Raw genomic sequence first — 17,458 nt, 5'->3', positions numbered from 1 at the left:
TTGTGAAACAAAATGTTTTAGTATGAGGGGGGGTGGGAGAGATTTATTTATAAAATTTGCTATGAGTTGTTTTTATTTTTTTATCACTAAAGAATTTATTTTTAAAAATAGGCATAAAAAAAGCACCGCTCGGTGCAATTTTAAAAGGGAAAATTTACGTATTACAACTAAAAAAGCAAGCTTTTGCTTGCAAAAAAATGGTCGGGGTGAAAGGATTCGAACCTTCGGCCTCATGGTCCCAAACCACGCGCGCTACCAAGCTGCGCCACACCCCGATGTCCTAACGACAATATATAATATACCAGCTTTAAAAATATTTGTCAAATATTTTTTTGGAAATTTTTTAAAATTTTAAGATTAGCTAATTTTAGCTTTTAGGTAAGAATAAAATTCTTCAATTTCTTTTTCGCTGAAAATAATTATATCATTTTTCTTTAAAATTTGGCAAGTTATTCCATCGCCTTTTATTAAATTTTTATTAAAATTTCCATCATAAATCAAATCTTTTCCGCAAGATGGAGATTTTGCTTTTAAAAGGGCGATTTTTATATTATTTTTCTTACAAATTTCTAGGGCGATTTGTCCGCCTTTTTTGAAATTTTTCGTAAAATCTACTCCATCAACATTTATAACTTTAGTATTTTTTATTTCACATGGCTTTCTTGGTGTTTTCATTCCTGAATCTACTTCTGGGCATACATCTATAAAATTTATTTGTGGAAATTTTTCTTTTAAATTTTTTATTTCGTTATTTTTTCCGTCATAGCGACAATTTATTCCCAAAAGACATCTTGATATTAATACATTCATATTTTTATCCTTTCTGATATAATTATAGCAAAGGAGTAATTAAATGAAAATTAAAAACTTTTTTTATAAATTTATTTTAAGTTTTTTTCTTATTTTTGCTTTTACTGGATGTGTAAAGCATGAAAATATTAATTCTAATGAAGAAGTTGAATGTACAAGTCTTCTTGAAGATAAGGCTTATTATAAAAAAGATGATGTGGTTGATTATATTAAAGCTTATAAAAAACTTCCTCCAAATTTTTTGACAAAAAAAGAGGCGAAAAAACTTGGTTGGATTCCTAAAAAGGGAAATTTATGGGAAGTTACTGATAAGGGAGTAATTGGCGGAGATTATTTTGGAAATTTTGAAAATAAACTTCCAGAAGCTAATTACAAGGAATGTGATGTAAATTATTTTGGTGGAAGACGTGGTGGCGAAAGACTTATTTATGATGAGGATTTTAATATTTTTTACACCAAAGACCATTACAAAAGTTTTACCAAGGAGAATTAGATGATTTGTTTGGATGGAAATAAATTTAAGTCAAGGGATGAGGCCTTTTCTTATTTGAATGAAAAAATTGATTTTGAATATGAAGTAAATAATCTTGATGGGCTTTTTGATGAACTTTCTATGCTTGATGAGAAAATTGTTATTAAAAATTATCCTCTTATTTATAAAAATTTGAATGATTATGGGGAAAAATTTTTGTCTTGTTTTATGAAGGCAAGTCTTTGTTTTGATTTGGAAATTGATTTTCTATCATAGATTAATATAGTAAAGAAAAGGAGCTAATATGGAAGATAGGTCAGTAAATAATGAAATTAGAAACTTTGTTGCCAAAAATATTATAAATAATTTTCTAAAAAATGGGGATAAGTTTTATGATAAGGAATTTCTTATTAATAAATTTAGGGTAAATCCTTCTTATGTGGATAAAACTTACCAAAGACTTTTGGATGAGGATTTGATTGAGGCGAAAAGTGATTATTATTATATGAAAATTGATGAAAACAAAAGAAATGCCCTAATTGTGGAATTTGCAAATGGATATTTGAATGAATTTTTGAAAAATATGAATTCAATAGGAATTACAAATGAGGGAGTTTATGATTTTGTATCTTTGAGGATGAATGCTAATGGATAATATATTAGAAATAAAAAATTTGAAAAAAACTTATGGCAAAAAAAATGTGCTTGATGGGATTGATTTAAAACTTGAAAGAGGGAAAATTTTGGGACTTATGGGTCCAAATGGTTCAGGAAAAACTACTCTTTTAAAATGTATTATGGGCCTTATCAAGCCTAATGATGGAGAAATTTTAATTGATGGGAAAAAAGTAGGAGTTGAAACTAAAAAAATCATCTCTTATTTGCCTGATGCCTACCATCTTTATGACAATTTGACAATTGAGGATACGGTAAATCTTTACAAGGATTTTTATGATGATTTTAATATGAGAGTTTGCAAGGAACTTTTTGATTTTATGAAAATTCCAAAGGAAGGTTATTCTGATAAATTGTCAAAGGGAATGAAAGAAAGACTTCTTTTGGCTTTGACTCTTTCTCGTGATACAAAATTATATATTTTGGATGAGCCAATCGAAGGAGTTGATCCTATTGCAAAGGATATGATTTTATCTGCAATTATAAAAACTGTAGATATTGGTAGGACAATTATTATTACAACCCATCAAATTGGAGATTTGGAAAATCTTTTTGATAGGGCTGCCTTTATCCAAAGAGGACAAATTCTTTTGGAAGAAGACGCCGAAGATTTGAGAGATAAATATAAAAAGCAAATGGTAGATTTGTATAAGGAAATTTTTGTAATATGATTAGATTTTTGAAATATGAATTAAAAAGGTCAAGGGGATTTTTTCTTTTGATGGCATTATTTGCCATACTTTCTCAAGGTCTTGTTGGAATATTTTATAAATTAAATAGCTTTGAGTTGGAAAATAAAAACACTTCATTTTTTATTCTCCTTATAGCTCTTGCCCTTATAATTTTGTCAGTTTGTTTGATATTTTTTACCATTAGATACAAAAGAGATATTTTTGACAAGTCATCTTACATAACTTTTACCATAAATATTTCTGTAGCTAAGATTATTTTTGCAAAATTTTTGGCAAGTCTTGTGATAGGCTTTTTAAGCCTTGTAGTTTTTGTTGGATCTTTAATTATAAGCTCAAAATTTTTGGGGATTTATGATGATTTAATAAATATATCTATAAAGGTTCTTATGGTATATATTTTTGTTTTAGAAATCTATTATTCAATTGCCTATCTTCTTTTGGTTTTTGGAATAACCCTTTCAAAAGTACAAATTTTTAGAAGATATTATTCATTTGTATCAGTGGTTTTGTCCATTGTTTTATTTACAATAATAGTTTGGCTTTTAAGAAATATTTACACAATAAGTCCTGTGATTTTAAGATTTAAAGACTTTGCCATCCAAAGGATAATAAATATAAATGGAGTAGATATTTCCATGCTTTACAATGGAGTTGACGGAAAAGTTTTGGGAATAAATATTTGGATGTTGACATTTTCTATTTTGATAATAGCAGTTACATTTTTTTACAATGTATTTTTGATAGAAGAGAAGATTGATTTTTAGGAGATTATTATGAGAAAATATTTAAAGTATGATGCAAAATCGAATATGAAATTTTTCATCTCAACAATTGCAAGTTTTGTAATTCTTTTAATCTCAATGATGTCAATCAAAACAATTGGAGCATTTTCAAGAACACTAGAAATAAATTCAGCCATAAATTCAATAGAAATAATTGTAGTTGTAGTTTTTATCCTAACAATTTCCTATTTTATTATAAATAGTTTTTACAAAGACCTTTACACAAACAGGTCAATACTTACATTTTCCTTGCCAATAAGCGCAAGAGAATTTATTTTGGCAAAACTAATAGTAATAAATATTTTCTATTGGCTTTTGGTGTTTTTGTCAGTGTTTTTATTCTATATAGTAGGAACATATTTAAATACAAAAATACTTTTATCTTTGGTCTTTATAATGATTTTGATAAATATAAGTGCTCTTTTAGTATTTTTATATATGCAAATGGATAGGTATTTGTTTAAAAGAAAAATTTCAGTATTTTTAATTTTTATAATGACAACAGCCATACTTGCTCTTTCATTTTTCATAAATAAAAATTTCTTGCTTTTACACAATAAGATTATTTTAAAAGATTATAATTATATGGCTTTTGTTTATTCATATATAAAATACAAGGGAGAATCATATATAAATTTGACAGGATTTATTTATTATATTTTGATATTTCTAGGATTATTTTGGATAAATGCAAAAATATTAAGAAAAGATTTAGACTTATCGTGAGGACTTTATGAATAAAAATATGTATATAGGAATTGTAGGAGGAGTAATTATTTCAATAATTTTAAATAATGCCTACAATTTTCCAAACAAAGAAATGGTTGCAGTAGTCTGTGCAGTAATAGGCGCATTTTTTGGAGCAAGCATTGATAATAAATTTAAAAAATCTAAGTAGGGTATAGTCATAGTAAGGAGATATTATGGATAATAAAATTAATGAAGTTAAAAAAATCATAAAAGAATCAAATAATATTGTATTTTTTGGAGGAGCAGGAGTATCAACAGCATCTGGCGTTCCAGATTTTAGATCTGCAACTGGACTTTATAATAGAGAAAATAATTCATCATATTCGCCTGAATATATGCTTAGCCATGAATTTTTTGTAAATCATCCTGATGAATTTATGGAATACGCAAAAGAAAATTTGATGATTGAAGGAATAAAACCAAATGATTGTCATCTTGCTTTAACAAAACTTGAAAAAGAAGGGAAATTAAAGGGAATTATTACCCAAAATATAGATTCTCTCCACCAAGAAGCAAAAAGCAAAAAATGTTATAGAGCTTCACGGAAATTTGAGAGATTATTATTGCACATCTTGCGGTAAAAATTTTGATTTATCTTATGTAAAAAAATTTAAAAATGTAGTTAAGTGTGATGAGTGTGGCTCAGTTGTTAGACCTGATATTGTTTTGTATGGAGAAAGTTTGAACAATGATAACATTAGCTATGCGGTAAAATTAATTAGCGAAGCAGATGTATTAATTGTCGGTGGAACAAGTTTAGTTGTTTATCCTGCGGCAGGTTTGATAGATTTTTATAGGGGAAACAAACTTGTAGTAATTAATCAAGATCCTACCCCAAAAGATAATAAAGCAGATTATCTTTTAAAAGGAGATATATCAAAAATAATGAAAGAATTAGTAGAAGGTGTTTAATTTTGAAAAAAAGACATGGAATTGATGAGCTATCTATAGGACTTGTGTGGTTTGCAATTGGCTTAATGCTTATAAATTATTTTTTAAAAATTAATTTTTTACAAGCAATGCCACTTGTGATAGTTTTTTATGCTATATTTAGGACTATATCAACAAACGAAATAAAAAGAAACAGCGAAAATTATATTTTTAAATTAAAATTTTTAAATCCTATTCAAAAAAAATATAGGAGTATTAAAAGGAAAATATTTGGAGATAAAAAATATAAGTATATTAAATGCAAATCATGCGGACAAGAATTACGTATTCCTAAAGGCAAAGGAAAAATAATCGTAAAATGCCCAAAATGCAAGACCAAACAAAAAGTAAAATCATAAAAAAAATAAAAATTTTATCTTTATTTTTTAAAAAAATTAATGTATAATACGTGAGGAAGGAGCATGTATGGATAGATTAATAGGAACAGTATCAATGGGTGTTAGGACACCTATTATTGAGACAGGAGATAACTTAGTAGATATTGTGTTTGATAGCGTAAACAAGGCTGTCGAATCAAAAAATATCGAAATAAATGATAAGGATGTAGTTTGCATTACAGAATCCCTTGTAGCAAGAGCTCAAGGAAACTACGCAACTTGTGAACAAATTGCTAAAGATATAAATGATAAATTTAAATCTGACGAAATAGCAATATTGTTTCCAATTTTAAGTAGAAATAGATTTTCAATAATGCTAAAAGCTTTTGCTTTGAGTGGAAAAAAACTTCACATTTGCTTATCTTATCCACAAGATGAGGTAGGAAACTACATTATGGACAGAATGGATTTATTTGAAAGTGATGTAAATCCTTATTCAGATATTTTGTCAGAAGAAGAATTTAGAAAACTTGCAGGAGATTATAAACATCAATTTACTGGAGTTGATTATATTTCTCTTTATAAAGAAATGGCAAAAAACAGCGAAGTACATTTCTTCAACAATCCAAAAGATGTACTAAAATTTACAAAAAGTGTTTTGGTTTGTGAAATTCACAATAGAGATTTAACTAAAAAACTTCTAGAAAAATCTGGTGCTGAAGAAATTTATGGTCTAGATGAAATAATGACAAAATCAGTTGATGGCTCAGGATATAATGAAGATTACGGTTTACTTGGCTCAAATCTTTCAACAGAAGATGTTGTAAAATTATTCCCAAGAGATGGCCAAAGTTTTGTAGATGAACTTCAAGAAAAATTTATTGAAAAATATAATAAAGAAGTTGAAGTGATGATCTACGGAGATGGAGCATTCAAAGATCCGGTTGGAAAAATTTGGGAGCTTGCAGATCCAGTTGTATCTCCAGCTTATACAAAAGGACTTTCTGGAACACCAAATGAATTGAAAATAAAATATATAGCTGATACAGAATTAAAAGACTTATCAATAGATGAAAGAACTGCAAAAATGAGAGAAAGAATTTCACAAAAAGCAGCTGATTTAAAAGGAACAAATGAAACCTTAGGAACAACTCCTAGACAAATCACAGATCTTTTAGGCTCACTTTGCGATTTGACATCAGGCTCAGGCGATAAGGGAACTCCTGTTGTTCTTATACAAGGATATTTTGATAATTATTCGAATGACTAAAAAAAAGCCGTTAGGCTTTTTTTTTTAAAGTTGGAGGATAAAAAAATAAACAAAAATGAATGAAAATATAGATCCTAATAATTATTCCGACAAGGAAAAAATTAAACATATTCTTGATAGAAATGCTGCAATAAAAATACTTAGAAAAGATAGAAAAAAAGATAAATTTGCCCACAAGCCCTTGAGTGAAAAAAAGAAATTTTTACTTATGAGCTTTGCTGCCATACTTATGGCAAATGGAACACATTTTTTTAAATATCCAAATCATTTTGTAATAGGAGGAGTAGAGGGGGCATCCATACTGCTTTCAAATAGTCTTGCCTTATCTCCTGCCTTTATGACTTTGATTTTAAATGTTACTTTGTTAGTTTTGGCGTATTTTATTTTGGGTAAAAATTTTGTTTTAAAGACTGGCTATGTATCCATATTAAATTCCTTAACGGCCCTTGCTCTAAGCAAAGTCTTACCTCACACAACGCCATTTACTGATAATAAATTATTAGAATTATTTTGTGCAGTTTTAATACCAGCTCTTGGCTCATCAATTTTATTTAATTTATCAGCATCAAGTGGTGGTACAGATATAATCGCTATGATTATAAATAAATACACAAATTTAAATATTGGAAAATCACTTTTGATGGGAGATTCTATTCTAACAATTTTATCAATCAAAATATTTGGAGTAGAAATTGGACTTTTATCTTGCCTAGGTCTTTTGATGAAAGGCGTTGTAGTAAATCAATTTATATCATCATTTAATACAGCAAAACTATTTTTGATTATTACATCCAAGCAAGAAGAAATAAGTGTATTTATTAGAGATAAATTAAATAGGTCGGCTACAGTTTTGGATGGAACAGGACTTTATTATAAAAAAGACCAATCAGTGTTTTTGTGTGTAACAAATGATTACGAGGCCGTTTTATTTAGAAAATATATAAAAGAAATTGACCCACGCTGTTTTATAACAGTCTTAGATACATCATCAATAATAGGCAAGGGTTTTTATACGACAGACCTTCAATAGAAAGGGAAAACTATGAATATATTGGTTTCATGTGATGAAAATTATTTAAATCCTCTAAAAACTATGCTATATTCATTATTTAAAAGTAATGATACAAATTTTGAAATTTATTTGATTCATAAAGATATAAGAGATGAAAAAATAAAAGAAATTGAAAAATTTGTAATAAAAGCAAGCTCAAAAAGGGCAAAATTAAATCCGATAAAAGTTAAAAATCTTTTTTTAAATGCAAAAACAACTTTTTATTACACAGAAGAAATGTATTATAGGCTTTTGGCTTATAAATATTTGCCAGAAAATTTAGATAGAATTTTATACCTAGATCCAGATGTTTTAGTTTTAAATTCTTGCGAAAAACTTTACAATATGGATTTAAGAGATAATTATTTTGCAGCAGCAACTCATACTATTCCAACGGTTCAATCTGCGAATGTAGCAAGGCTATCTATTTCATCAGGACATAAAGATATAGAAAATTATTTTAATTCAGGAATTTTGATGATAAATTTAAAACTTGCAAGAAATAGTCAAAGCTATGAAAAAGAAGTTTTAAATTATGTAAAAAATACCAAATCTTTGGGGCTTATAATGCCAGATCAAGATCTTTTGAATGTAGTTTTTAGAAATAAAATAATAAAAATTGACGAAATAAAATATAATTATGATGCAAGAAGATACTTGGCTTACAAATTGAAGGATAAAAAATATAATTTGTCCTACATAATTTCAAATACATGCTTTTTGCATTTTTGTGGAAAAAGAAAACCTTGGTTAGAAGAAAATAATCTAGGCGTATTTACATCGCTTTATTTATATTTTTGGAAAAAAGCAATGAATATATAAAAAACTCCTAATTTTTTTGATTAGGAGTTTTTTTATGCTAAAAATAATTTTAAATGATACATTAAATATGCTATAATCACAATTTCAATAAATTTAGCCACAAACATTATTTTTAAATAATCTTCAAATTTTAATTTTTTAAATCCTGCAACCATTGATAAGGCGTTGTCAGGAGCAAAGGGCATGGCGCTTGTTAGAAACAAAACTTTTTTAAATCTTTTTGTGCTTTGTCTTGTTGCACTTTCGTATTTTTTAAGGCTTTTTTTTGGCAAAAATAAATTCAAAAATCTTTTACCATAAATTCTAGTTAAAGTGTAATTTAAAACAGCAGTCATAAGACCTGTTATGTAATTTAAAAATAAACCAAATTTTTGACCGAACAAGGCAAAGCCTATTACTATAAAAATCGTCGTTGGAATAAAAGGAACAAATCCAATCAAAACTTTTAGAATTATAAATATTAGAGGGGCAAGATAAGTAAAAGCTCCAATATAATCGTATAATTTATCCGAATTTGTAAGTATTCCCAATTTGTACAATCTATAAAGAAAGGTCAAAAATAAAATAGAAAGTCCAAGGCTTATAAAGATTTTAATTTCTTTGCTATGTTTTTTTAAAAAATATTTCATAAAAAAATCATGAATACGAATTTATAAAAAAGAGAGGCGATTGCCTCCCTTTTAAAAAATCTTATTCTTGTTCTTCGAACATATCCTTGCCAACTCCGCAAACTGGGCATACCCAATCTTCTGGAAGGTCTTTGAATTCTGTTCCTGCATCGATTCCGTTATCTGGATCTCCATTAGCAGGATCATAGATATATCCACAAGCTGTACATACGTATTTCATAATATTCTCCTTTCATTTGTTATACATACATTATACTACAAAAACAAAAAAAGCAATAATTTTGACTTTTTAGACAAAAATTAACAAAAAATTTTTATTTGGGTATAAATTTATTAGTAAGAGATGAGGGGTAAGATGGAACTTATTAGAAACACAATGCCTACTGACTTAAAAATGATAAAAAAATTTAGGGATGGGCTTGTTTTAAATTTAAAAAATAAAAATATAGATGAAAATTTAATTTTTAAAATAAGATTGATCTTGGATGAACTTATAATAAATTCCTACGAGCATGGAAATAGGTGTGAGTATGATAAAATTATTGACACAACTTTTATTATGGATGATACTTGCTGTTTGATAAAAGTAAAAGATGAGGGAGAAGGAATAGATTATCTTTTTGAAAATGATGGACTCCATGATCACGGCAGGGGAATTAAACTTGTTTATAGTTTAGCAGATGAGCTTATTATTAAAGATAATATTATAATCGCTTTTGTAAAAAGAGATTCCAAGAGAAAATTATATATATAATACTTGGTAAGTTTTTTTTATCAAGTATTTTTTTTGTTATTTATTGATAATCTTATCACATATGATATAATAAATTGATGAATAAATAGTTTATATTAGTTAAGAAAGAAGTGATTTAATGAAACGTGAAGATATAAGAAATGTGGCGATAATCGCCCATGTTGATCATGGTAAGACAACTCTTGTTGATGGTCTTTTAAAAACTAGCGGAATTTTTAGAGAAAATCAACAAGTTGATGAAAGAGTTATGGATTCAAATTCTATTGAAAGAGAAAGAGGAATTACAATTCTTTCAAAAAATACTGCGATCAATTATAAGGGAATAAAAATAAATATAATTGACACTCCAGGACACGCCGATTTTGGTGGAGAGGTTGAGAGAGTTTTAAATATGGCTGAAGCTGTAGTTTTGGTTGTAGATAGTCGTGAAGGTCCAATGCCTCAAACAAAATTTGTTTTGAGAAAGGCAATCGAATTAAATCTTCCTGCAATTATTTGTATAAATAAGGTTGATAGACCTGACCAAAGAGTTGAAGAAGTAATGGATGAAGTTTTGGATTTATTTATTTCCCTTGAAGCTGATGAATCATATCTTGATTCTCCATTTGTTTTTGCATCAGCCAAAGAAGGTTGGGCAAGTTTAGAATTTGGTGAAGTAAAAAATGATATGACAGATCTTTTGGATACAATAATTGATTACACACCAGCTTTTGAAGCTAAAGAAAATGCTCCATTTAAAGTTTTGGTTTCAACGACAGACTATGACAATTACCTTGGAAGAATTGCAATTGGAAAAGTTGAAAGTGGACAAATAAATAAAAATGATTCTTGCATAATTGTAAATTACAACGACAAGGATAGAAAAGTAAAATCAAAAATTGTTACAATTTATGAATTTGAAGGACTACAAAGAAGTGAAGTTGAAAAAGCAGATTTCGGTTCAATTGTTGCCTTATCGGGAATGGAAGATATAAATATAGGAGATACAATTTGTACAGAAAATGATATGGAGCCAATAGAATTTACAAAAATTTCTGAGCCAACACTTTCAATGACATTTTCTGTAAATAATTCACCATTTGCAGGACGTGATGGAGATTATGTAACAAGTAGGCATATTAGAGATAGGTTATTTAAAGAAAAAGAAACGGACGTATCACTTAGAGTTGAAACAACAGATTCAACAGAAGCATTTAAGGTTTCTGGAAGAGGAGAGCTTCATCTTTCAGTTTTGATAGAAAATTTAAGAAGAGAAGGATATGAATTCCAAGTTTCAAAACCTGAAGTTATGTTTAAAAAAGATGAAAATGGAAAAATACTTGAGCCAATGGAGCTTGCAACAATTGATGTTGACCAAGAATACACAGGTTCAATAATAGAAAAATTAGGTCTTCGTAAAGGAGAGCTAATGGATATGGCTCCAAATTCATCAGGATACACAAGAATGGTATTTAAAATTCCTGCAAGAGGACTTATAGGTTATAGGCAAGAATTTTTAACAGATACAAAAGGAACTGGAATTTTAAATACAGAATTTGATTCTTACGAAAGATATAAGGGAGATATTGCAAAAAGACAAGCAGGTTCACTTATTTCTTTTGAAACAGGAGTAGCAACTACTTATGGACTTCACGCTGCCCAATCAAGAGGACAACTTTTTGTAAAACCTCAAGATGAAGTTTATGAGGGAGAAGTCATAGGTTCAAATGCAAAAGGAATTGACATCGACGTAAATGTCTGCAAAAAGAAAAAACAAACCAACGTCAGAGCATCAGCAGCTGATGAAGCCCTTGTTTTATCTCCTGCAAAAATTATGAGCGTTGAAGAGATGATGGAATTTGTGGAAGAAGATGAATTAATCGAAATTACTCCACACAATTTAAGAATTAGAAAAAAAATCTTAGATAATAATTTAAGATATAAATCAAAAAAATATAGTAAGTAAGGAGCTAAAGATGAAAAAGAGATTTGAAAGATTTCTTTCAAGTACTCTGCTTTTATCAGTATTAGTGGTTTTAGTATCAAATTTAATCCTAATTCTTACAAAAATTAACCCACAAGTAGTAAATAATGTTTGGAGTATCTCCTTCATTATTTCTTGGGTTATAATGCTTATTTATCCTCTTTATATATTAATGGAAAAAGAAACAAGAGGCTATTCAATTTTTGTAGCAATAATAAGCATTATAGTTTTTGCAATCCTAAGCTACCACGCCCTACTTGTGGTAAGCAACTATACACCATTATTACCAAAATACATAGCAGTAGATGAAAGAATATCAAGTTATTGGCAAGAGTTGTTTTATAGTGGACTAATAATTATTTATATAGTTCATCTTTTGAATGTAATACTTTTGAACAGATTAAGGTCTAAAGAAATAAAAAATAATGATTAACGGAGGTTGTTATGAAAAAAGGGTCAAACGTTTCTTTATCAGTAATAAAAAGGTTACCAAAATATTATAGGTATTTAGAAGCAATTAATGAAAAAGGTATTGTAAGAGTTTCATCTAAAGAACTTTCACAAATTACAGGCTTAACAGCAAGCCAAATTAGACAAGACTTAAATCACTATGGCTGCTTTGGTCAACAAGGTTATGGTTATAATGTAAAAGAATTAATGCAAGAGCTTGCAAAAATTATTGGAGTAAACAAAGAATATTCTATGATAATAATCGGTTTTGGAAATATTGGCCATGCTCTTTTCCAATACTCAGGTTTTAAGACTTTAGACTACAATGTAAAAGCAGTATTTGACAAAAACAATGAAGAAGTTTCAACAGAAAATTTAAAAGTTTTGTCAACAGATGATTTAAAAGAATATTTAGAAAAAAATGAAATAGATATAGGAATTATCACAACGCCAAAAGATGGCGCCCAAGAAGTTTGTGATATTCTTTGTGAAGGAGGAATAAAAGGAATTTGGAACTTCGCACCAGTTGATTTGAAAACAAAAAACAATGTGGTAATAGAAAATGTTCACCTAGATGAATCATTATTTACCCTAACATATTTTATCAACACACCAGAAGATTTCATTTTCTAAAAAAATTATGATTGTAGCGTCAGTATCAAATTTAGAAAAATCCTATCCAACCCAATACGTATTTTCAAACGTATCATTTACGATAAATAAGGGAGATAAAATTGGCTTAATAGGAAATAATGGTTCTGGAAAGTCTACACTATTTAATATATTGACAGGAGAAATTTCCAAAGATTTTGGAAAAATTCATATACCAAATGATGTAAGCCTTGGTTATTTGAAACAACAATTAGGGCTTATGTCAGATAAAAGTATATATGATTATTGCTTGGAAGTTTTTAAAGATCTTATAAAACTAGAAGAAAATATTAGAGATCTTGAAATAAAAATGAGCGAGGAAAAAAATCCAGATAAGCTCAATGAAATAATGATTGAATATGCAAAAAAAAGCGAAGAATTTGAAAAACAAAATGGCTATTCCTATAAGTCGGAAATAAGAGGCGTACTTATAGGAATGGGCTTTAGCGAAGAAGATTTTTCAAAAGAAATTTCGCTTTTATCAGGAGGACAAAAGGCAAGGGTTGAACTTGCCTGTCTTTTATTGGAAAAACCTGACCTAATTTTATTAGACGAACCGACTAATCACCTTGACATAAAGGCGATTAATTTTTTGGAAAATTTTGTAAAAAATTTTAAGGGATCAGTTATAGTTATAAGCCACGATAGATATTTTTTGGATGCAACAGTTTCAAAAATATTTTTGATGGAAAATGGTGGATTAAAAATTTATGATGGAGATTATACATCATTTATGGCTCAAAGAAAAAAGATTTGAAAGTCCAAAACCATCTTTATAAAACCCAGCAAAAAGAAATCAAAAGGCAAGAAGAAATAATTGATAGGTTAAAAAATCTTGGCGGTTCAAAAAGAAAAAGAGGAATTTCTCAATCAAGATCAAGACAAAAACTTTTGGATAAAATGGAAAGGGTAGAAAAGCCTGATAACTTAAATGAATCCATAAATATAAGATTTACTCCAAGAATAATTTCGGGAGTTGATGTATTAAGTGTAGATAAACTAAAAAAATCTTACGATAAGGATATTTTTGAAGATATTTCTTTTAATATCTATAGAAACGATAGGGTGGCAATAATTGGAGAAAATGGTGTAGGAAAAACTACTCTTTTTAAAATTATTTTAAACCAAGAAAGAAAAGATGATGGAGAAATAAAATTAGGCTCTAGCGTAAAAGTTGGATATTTTGACCAAGAACAAAAATCCTTAAATACAGAAAACACTTTGTTTGAAGAAATAAGAGAAGCTTATCCTGATCTTACAAATTATGAAATTAGATCATATCTTGCAAAAATAATGTTTTACCAAGATGAAGTTGATAAACCAATAAATGAATTATCTGGAGGACAAAGGGCAAGAATTTCTCTTTTAAAACTTATGCTTTCAGATTGTAATTTTATTTTGATGGATGAGCCAACCAACCATCTTGATATAGATTCAAAAGAAGCCCTTGAAGATGCGCTTATTGCTTATGAAGGAACAGTTCTTGTAATAAGCCACGACAGGTATTTTTTAAATAAAATTGCCGTAAAAATTCTTGATATGCACAAGGATTATATAAAAGAGTATTTGGGTAATTACGATTATTATGTAGAAAAATTAAAAGAAGAATCATTAGAAGATGAAAAAAAGCCAATAATGACACAAACCCAAATAAAAAAAGAAGAAAAAAAGAAAAAACTTAAAAGGCTTGAAGTAAAAAAAATAAAAGAAAAAATAGAAAAATTAGAAAAAGAATCCAATACAATTGATGCAAAAATTCATAAACTTACAGTAGAAAGCCTCAAAGAAGGTTTTTATGATGATGAAAAAAAAGTCATAGAAACTTTTGCTAAGATAAAAAATCTTGAAGAAAAGAAGCAAAGATACCAAGATAGGTGGTTAGAATTATCTTTGGAATTAGAAGATGACTAAAAAAGTTTTGTTTCAAAAGCTAAAGCATGGGTAACTTATAAGTAAGGAGGCTTTATGGGAGGATTTAAAAAATTTTTGTGGTCACTTATGACCATAGCTTTGATAATAATTTCCGCCATACTTGGAACACTTGCTCTCGCAGACGATGGAGTAAGGCATGATTTATTATCATATTTAGAAATACAAAATTACAGATACGTACTTCTCGGTGTTGCTATAGCAATTTTGATTTTTGCAATTATTCTTTTGATAGATATTATAGCAAATCAAAATGATAAGCGTGAATATCTAGTAGAAGATAATACAGGCGATATTTTTATTACAAGAAATTCCTTGGATTCAGCAGTAAATTCTGCAGTAAATAAATTTATGGGAACAGAACTTACAGATTCAAAAGTTAAAATAATAAAAGGCGAAACTGTAGAAGCAAAAATTAAATGTGACGTTTTTGGAGATAGGGACTTTGAGGATTTAGGTAGAAAAATTCAAGCTGAAGTTGAAATGGGACTTAGAATGCTTACAGGACTTGAAAATGCAAATGCCCATGTTCAATTAAATAAAGCTCATAAAAGTCAAGAAAGAGAACTTAGGTAGGTGGTATTATGGAAAAAGAAAAAACAAAATTAGATTTAGAAAAACAAGTAACCGCCTATGATGTAGAAATGAGAAAACTTGATATAAGAGAGAAAAAAGAAAAAGAATGCAAGGAATTTAAAGAAAAAAATAAACACAAAATTATTTCTTTGATTTTGGGAATTGCAACAATAGGTTCGCTATTTGATTTTGGATTTTTTAGAACTGTTGGTATTTGGATTGTGCTAGGATTTTGTTATTGCTTGGGCGGATGGCTCGACAAAGATCCTAAGGTTATAGGATTTGTAATTAGCTTATTAAAAAAATTTCAATAAAAAAGATAGGGGAAAATTATGACAGAAAAAACATTTGACAAAGATTACGAAAAAGGAATCGAAGAGGATCAAGAAATCGAAAAAGAAGTTTCAAAACTTACAATTGCTGATAAGGTTGTAGCAAAAATTTCTAGAATTGCAGTAAATAAAGTTGATGGAATTTTGGATATGAAGGCAAGTTTTTTTGATTCAGTTTCATCAGTTTTCCAATCATCAAGTGAACAAGATACATCAGGAGTAGATGTTGAAGTTGGACAAAAAGAAGCAAAAGTAAATATGCAAATAATCTTAGAATATGGAAAATCTGCTCCACATATTTTTGAAAATATCAAAAAAGTTGTAAAAGAAAATGTAAAGCAAATGACAGGACTTGATGTTGTAACAGTAAATGTTGATGTAGTTGATGTTATGACAAGAGAAGAATACAAATCTAAAAAATCAGATAACGACGATAGAAAGTAAAAAAATAAAGAGGTTGCAAGGTCAACCTCTTTTTTAAAGATTAATTTAAGGAGAAAAATATGAAAGCATTATTAATAGGATATAAATCTTGCTCAACTTGCAAAAAAACTGAGAAATTTTTGGAAGAAAAGAAAATTGATTATAAATTTCAAGATGTGAAAGAAGAAAAGCCAGAAAAAGACCAAATAAAAGACTTGTATGAAAAAAGTGGTCTTGAAATAAAGAAATTTTTCAACACATCCGGACAAATTTATAGGAAGTTGAATTTAAAAGACAAATTAAAAGATATGACAGAAGATGAAAAATTAGATTTATTAGCATCAGATGGCATGTTATTAAAAAGACCAATTTTACTTTACGGCGATGATGTCGTAGTTGGTAGATTAAATATAGAAAAATATTTTGATAAATAAGGCAGGAAATCCTGCCTTATTTATATACATTTTTGTTTTCATAAATTACAAGAATCATTCCCTCATCAAATTCTATTTTAAATTCTTTTCCTATTGGCTCATTTGATACGCCTAGGTGCATGTCGTTTTTTAGGGTGAAATTTTTTAGCTCGTATTTTAAATTTATTAAATTTAAATTTTCTATTTTTTCTGTTATGGAAAAAAGAGAAATATAGGTGTTTTCTATTTGTTTTTTTCTTGAAAATTTTTATCTATTACAAATAATTTTTGATTTTTATTTTTTAATTCTATATCAATTCCTTTTTTCTTAAATTCTTCCATTATTTTTATATTTGCAATAGTGTGGGAAATTCTTCCGCCAAGTCCTCCATAGACAATTATTTTTTTGTAGCCTTTTTTTATTGCAAAATTTATCGCAGCGTACAAATCGGTTTCGTCTTTTTCGGGTTTTAATGTAATTTTATTTTCAAAATCTGGTTGTTGTGCTGAATCGAAATCTCCGATTATTGTATCTATTTTTATTCCGATTTTTTCTATATATGTATAGCCTTTATCTGCTCCTATTACGTAATCATCTTTTCCTATTTTATCAAAAAATCCGTCGAAATCTCCGCCGGCAAATATATAACATTTTTTCATAATCCACCTCAAGCTTATTATATCATTATTATAAAATGGAAGATGAAAAATTTCTATGGTAGAATATAGGTAAATGATTAATAGGG

The 17,458-nt window shown here is 28.2% G+C and carries 24 protein-coding genes, 1 tRNA gene and 2 pseudogenes; 21 read left to right on the top strand and 6 right to left on the bottom strand.

Annotation, left to right across the window (positions count from 1 at the left end):
- Positions 1-198: 198 nt before the first annotated feature.
- A tRNA-Pro gene (locus HGAG_RS05555) sits at positions 199-275 on the bottom strand.
- Positions 276-357: 82 nt separating this feature from the next.
- On the bottom strand, positions 358-810 hold the full coding sequence (locus tag HGAG_RS05550; RefSeq protein ID WP_019118250.1) for a 2-thiouracil desulfurase family protein: 453 nt from the start codon (positions 808-810) through the stop codon (positions 358-360).
- A 43-nt stretch (positions 811-853) separates the two neighbouring features.
- Here HGAG_RS05550 and HGAG_RS05545 point away from each other — a divergent pair, with 43 nt between their 5' ends.
- From HGAG_RS05545 to HGAG_RS05490, 12 genes and pseudogenes are all read left to right on the top strand, one after another.
- Entirely contained in the window at positions 854-1,303 is a 450-nt protein-coding gene (locus HGAG_RS05545; RefSeq protein WP_019118249.1) for a ribonuclease domain-containing protein, read from the top strand.
- The gene (locus HGAG_RS05540; protein ID WP_019118248.1) at positions 1,304-1,558 is read left to right on the top strand and encodes a barstar family protein; all 255 of its coding nucleotides are present in this window, start codon (positions 1,304-1,306) and stop codon (positions 1,556-1,558) included.
- A gap of 28 nt (positions 1,559-1,586) precedes the next feature.
- Positions 1,587-1,937 carry a hypothetical protein gene (locus HGAG_RS05535; RefSeq protein ID WP_004838035.1) on the top strand — a complete coding sequence of 117 codons (351 nt, stop codon included), beginning with the start codon at positions 1,587-1,589 and terminating at the stop codon, positions 1,935-1,937.
- The gene (locus HGAG_RS05530; protein WP_019118247.1) at positions 1,930-2,628 is read left to right on the top strand and encodes an ABC transporter ATP-binding protein; all 699 of its coding nucleotides are present in this window, start codon (positions 1,930-1,932) and stop codon (positions 2,626-2,628) included. The genes HGAG_RS05535 and HGAG_RS05530 overlap by 8 nt, the downstream gene beginning before the upstream one ends.
- Positions 2,625-3,413 (top strand): ABC transporter permease, encoded by a 789-nt coding sequence (locus HGAG_RS05525; protein ID WP_019118246.1) that lies wholly within the window; start codon positions 2,625-2,627, stop codon positions 3,411-3,413. Before HGAG_RS05530 ends, HGAG_RS05525 begins: the two co-directional genes overlap by 4 nt.
- A gap of 9 nt (positions 3,414-3,422) precedes the next feature.
- Complete coding sequence (locus tag HGAG_RS05520) at positions 3,423-4,157, top strand: hypothetical protein (RefSeq protein ID WP_019118245.1); 735 nt, start codon at positions 3,423-3,425, stop codon at positions 4,155-4,157.
- 7 nt (positions 4,158-4,164) lie between these two features.
- Positions 4,165-4,329 carry a hypothetical protein gene (locus HGAG_RS11605; protein ID WP_004838039.1) on the top strand — a complete coding sequence of 55 codons (165 nt, stop codon included), beginning with the start codon at positions 4,165-4,167 and terminating at the stop codon, positions 4,327-4,329.
- A gap of 25 nt (positions 4,330-4,354) precedes the next feature.
- Positions 4,355-5,093, top strand: a pseudogene (locus HGAG_RS10695) (NAD-dependent protein deacylase).
- Positions 5,094-5,095: 2 nt separating this feature from the next.
- The gene (locus HGAG_RS05505; RefSeq protein ID WP_004838041.1) at positions 5,096-5,470 is read left to right on the top strand and encodes a hypothetical protein; all 375 of its coding nucleotides are present in this window, start codon (positions 5,096-5,098) and stop codon (positions 5,468-5,470) included.
- 67 nt (positions 5,471-5,537) lie between these two features.
- On the top strand, positions 5,538-6,719 hold the full coding sequence (locus HGAG_RS05500; protein WP_019118244.1) for a coenzyme F420-0:L-glutamate ligase: 1,182 nt from the start codon (positions 5,538-5,540) through the stop codon (positions 6,717-6,719).
- A 55-nt stretch (positions 6,720-6,774) separates the two neighbouring features.
- Positions 6,775-7,749 (top strand): YitT family protein, encoded by a 975-nt coding sequence (locus HGAG_RS05495; protein WP_019118243.1) that lies wholly within the window; start codon positions 6,775-6,777, stop codon positions 7,747-7,749.
- Between the two features lie 12 nt (positions 7,750-7,761).
- A complete protein-coding gene (locus HGAG_RS05490) occupies positions 7,762-8,592 on the top strand; it encodes a glycosyltransferase family 8 protein (protein ID WP_019118242.1) in 831 nt (276 codons plus the stop codon).
- Positions 8,593-8,624: 32 nt separating this feature from the next.
- Here the strand turns inward: HGAG_RS05490 and HGAG_RS05485 are convergent, their stop codons facing one another.
- Together HGAG_RS05485 and rd are read right to left on the bottom strand one after the other, a co-directional pair.
- Positions 8,625-9,221 (bottom strand): TVP38/TMEM64 family protein, encoded by a 597-nt coding sequence (locus HGAG_RS05485; RefSeq protein WP_019118241.1) that lies wholly within the window; start codon positions 9,219-9,221, stop codon positions 8,625-8,627.
- 61 nt (positions 9,222-9,282) lie between these two features.
- Complete coding sequence (gene rd / locus HGAG_RS05480; RefSeq protein ID WP_004814307.1) at positions 9,283-9,441, bottom strand: rubredoxin; 159 nt, start codon at positions 9,439-9,441, stop codon at positions 9,283-9,285.
- Between the two features lie 135 nt (positions 9,442-9,576).
- Between rd and HGAG_RS05475 the strand changes: the two genes are divergently transcribed.
- From HGAG_RS05475 to HGAG_RS05435, 9 genes and pseudogenes are all read left to right on the top strand, one after another.
- A complete protein-coding gene (locus HGAG_RS05475) occupies positions 9,577-9,975 on the top strand; it encodes an ATP-binding protein (protein WP_019118240.1) in 399 nt (132 codons plus the stop codon).
- A gap of 118 nt (positions 9,976-10,093) precedes the next feature.
- Complete coding sequence (gene typA, locus HGAG_RS05470; protein WP_019118239.1) at positions 10,094-11,920, top strand: translational GTPase TypA; 1,827 nt, start codon at positions 10,094-10,096, stop codon at positions 11,918-11,920.
- 10 nt (positions 11,921-11,930) lie between these two features.
- Positions 11,931-12,371 (top strand): hypothetical protein, encoded by a 441-nt coding sequence (locus HGAG_RS05465; protein WP_004838049.1) that lies wholly within the window; start codon positions 11,931-11,933, stop codon positions 12,369-12,371.
- Between the two features lie 11 nt (positions 12,372-12,382).
- Positions 12,383-13,021 carry a redox-sensing transcriptional repressor Rex gene (locus HGAG_RS05460; protein WP_019118238.1) on the top strand — a complete coding sequence of 213 codons (639 nt, stop codon included), beginning with the start codon at positions 12,383-12,385 and terminating at the stop codon, positions 13,019-13,021.
- A gap of 7 nt (positions 13,022-13,028) precedes the next feature.
- Positions 13,029-14,950 (top strand): annotated as a pseudogene (gene abc-f / locus HGAG_RS12305) (ribosomal protection-like ABC-F family protein).
- A gap of 54 nt (positions 14,951-15,004) precedes the next feature.
- A complete protein-coding gene (amaP, locus tag HGAG_RS05450; RefSeq protein WP_019118237.1) occupies positions 15,005-15,544 on the top strand; it encodes an alkaline shock response membrane anchor protein AmaP in 540 nt (179 codons plus the stop codon).
- Between the two features lie 8 nt (positions 15,545-15,552).
- Positions 15,553-15,858 (top strand): hypothetical protein, encoded by a 306-nt coding sequence (locus HGAG_RS05445; protein WP_019118236.1) that lies wholly within the window; start codon positions 15,553-15,555, stop codon positions 15,856-15,858.
- A gap of 18 nt (positions 15,859-15,876) precedes the next feature.
- A complete protein-coding gene (locus HGAG_RS05440) occupies positions 15,877-16,320 on the top strand; it encodes an Asp23/Gls24 family envelope stress response protein (RefSeq protein WP_004838054.1) in 444 nt (147 codons plus the stop codon).
- A 59-nt stretch (positions 16,321-16,379) separates the two neighbouring features.
- Positions 16,380-16,733: a Spx/MgsR family RNA polymerase-binding regulatory protein gene (locus HGAG_RS05435; protein WP_019118235.1), complete on the top strand. Its 354-nt coding sequence runs from the start codon at positions 16,380-16,382 to the stop codon at positions 16,731-16,733.
- A 16-nt stretch (positions 16,734-16,749) separates the two neighbouring features.
- Here HGAG_RS05435 and HGAG_RS12065 read toward each other — a convergent pair whose 3' ends face one another.
- Positions 16,750-16,917 carry a motility associated factor glycosyltransferase family protein gene (locus HGAG_RS12065; protein ID WP_244263841.1) on the bottom strand — a complete coding sequence of 56 codons (168 nt, stop codon included), beginning with the start codon at positions 16,915-16,917 and terminating at the stop codon, positions 16,750-16,752.
- Positions 16,918-16,955: 38 nt separating this feature from the next.
- Positions 16,956-17,372 carry a thiamine diphosphokinase gene (locus HGAG_RS10685; protein WP_019118233.1) on the bottom strand — a complete coding sequence of 139 codons (417 nt, stop codon included), beginning with the start codon at positions 17,370-17,372 and terminating at the stop codon, positions 16,956-16,958.
- Between the last annotated feature and the right edge of the window lie 86 nt (positions 17,373-17,458).

Origin of the sequence: Anaerococcus obesiensis ph10 (genome assembly GCF_000311745.1) — a bacterium.
Taxonomy (GTDB): domain Bacteria; phylum Bacillota; class Clostridia; order Tissierellales; family Peptoniphilaceae; genus Anaerococcus; species Anaerococcus vaginalis.
This window is presented reverse-complemented; position numbering and strand designations above follow the sequence as displayed.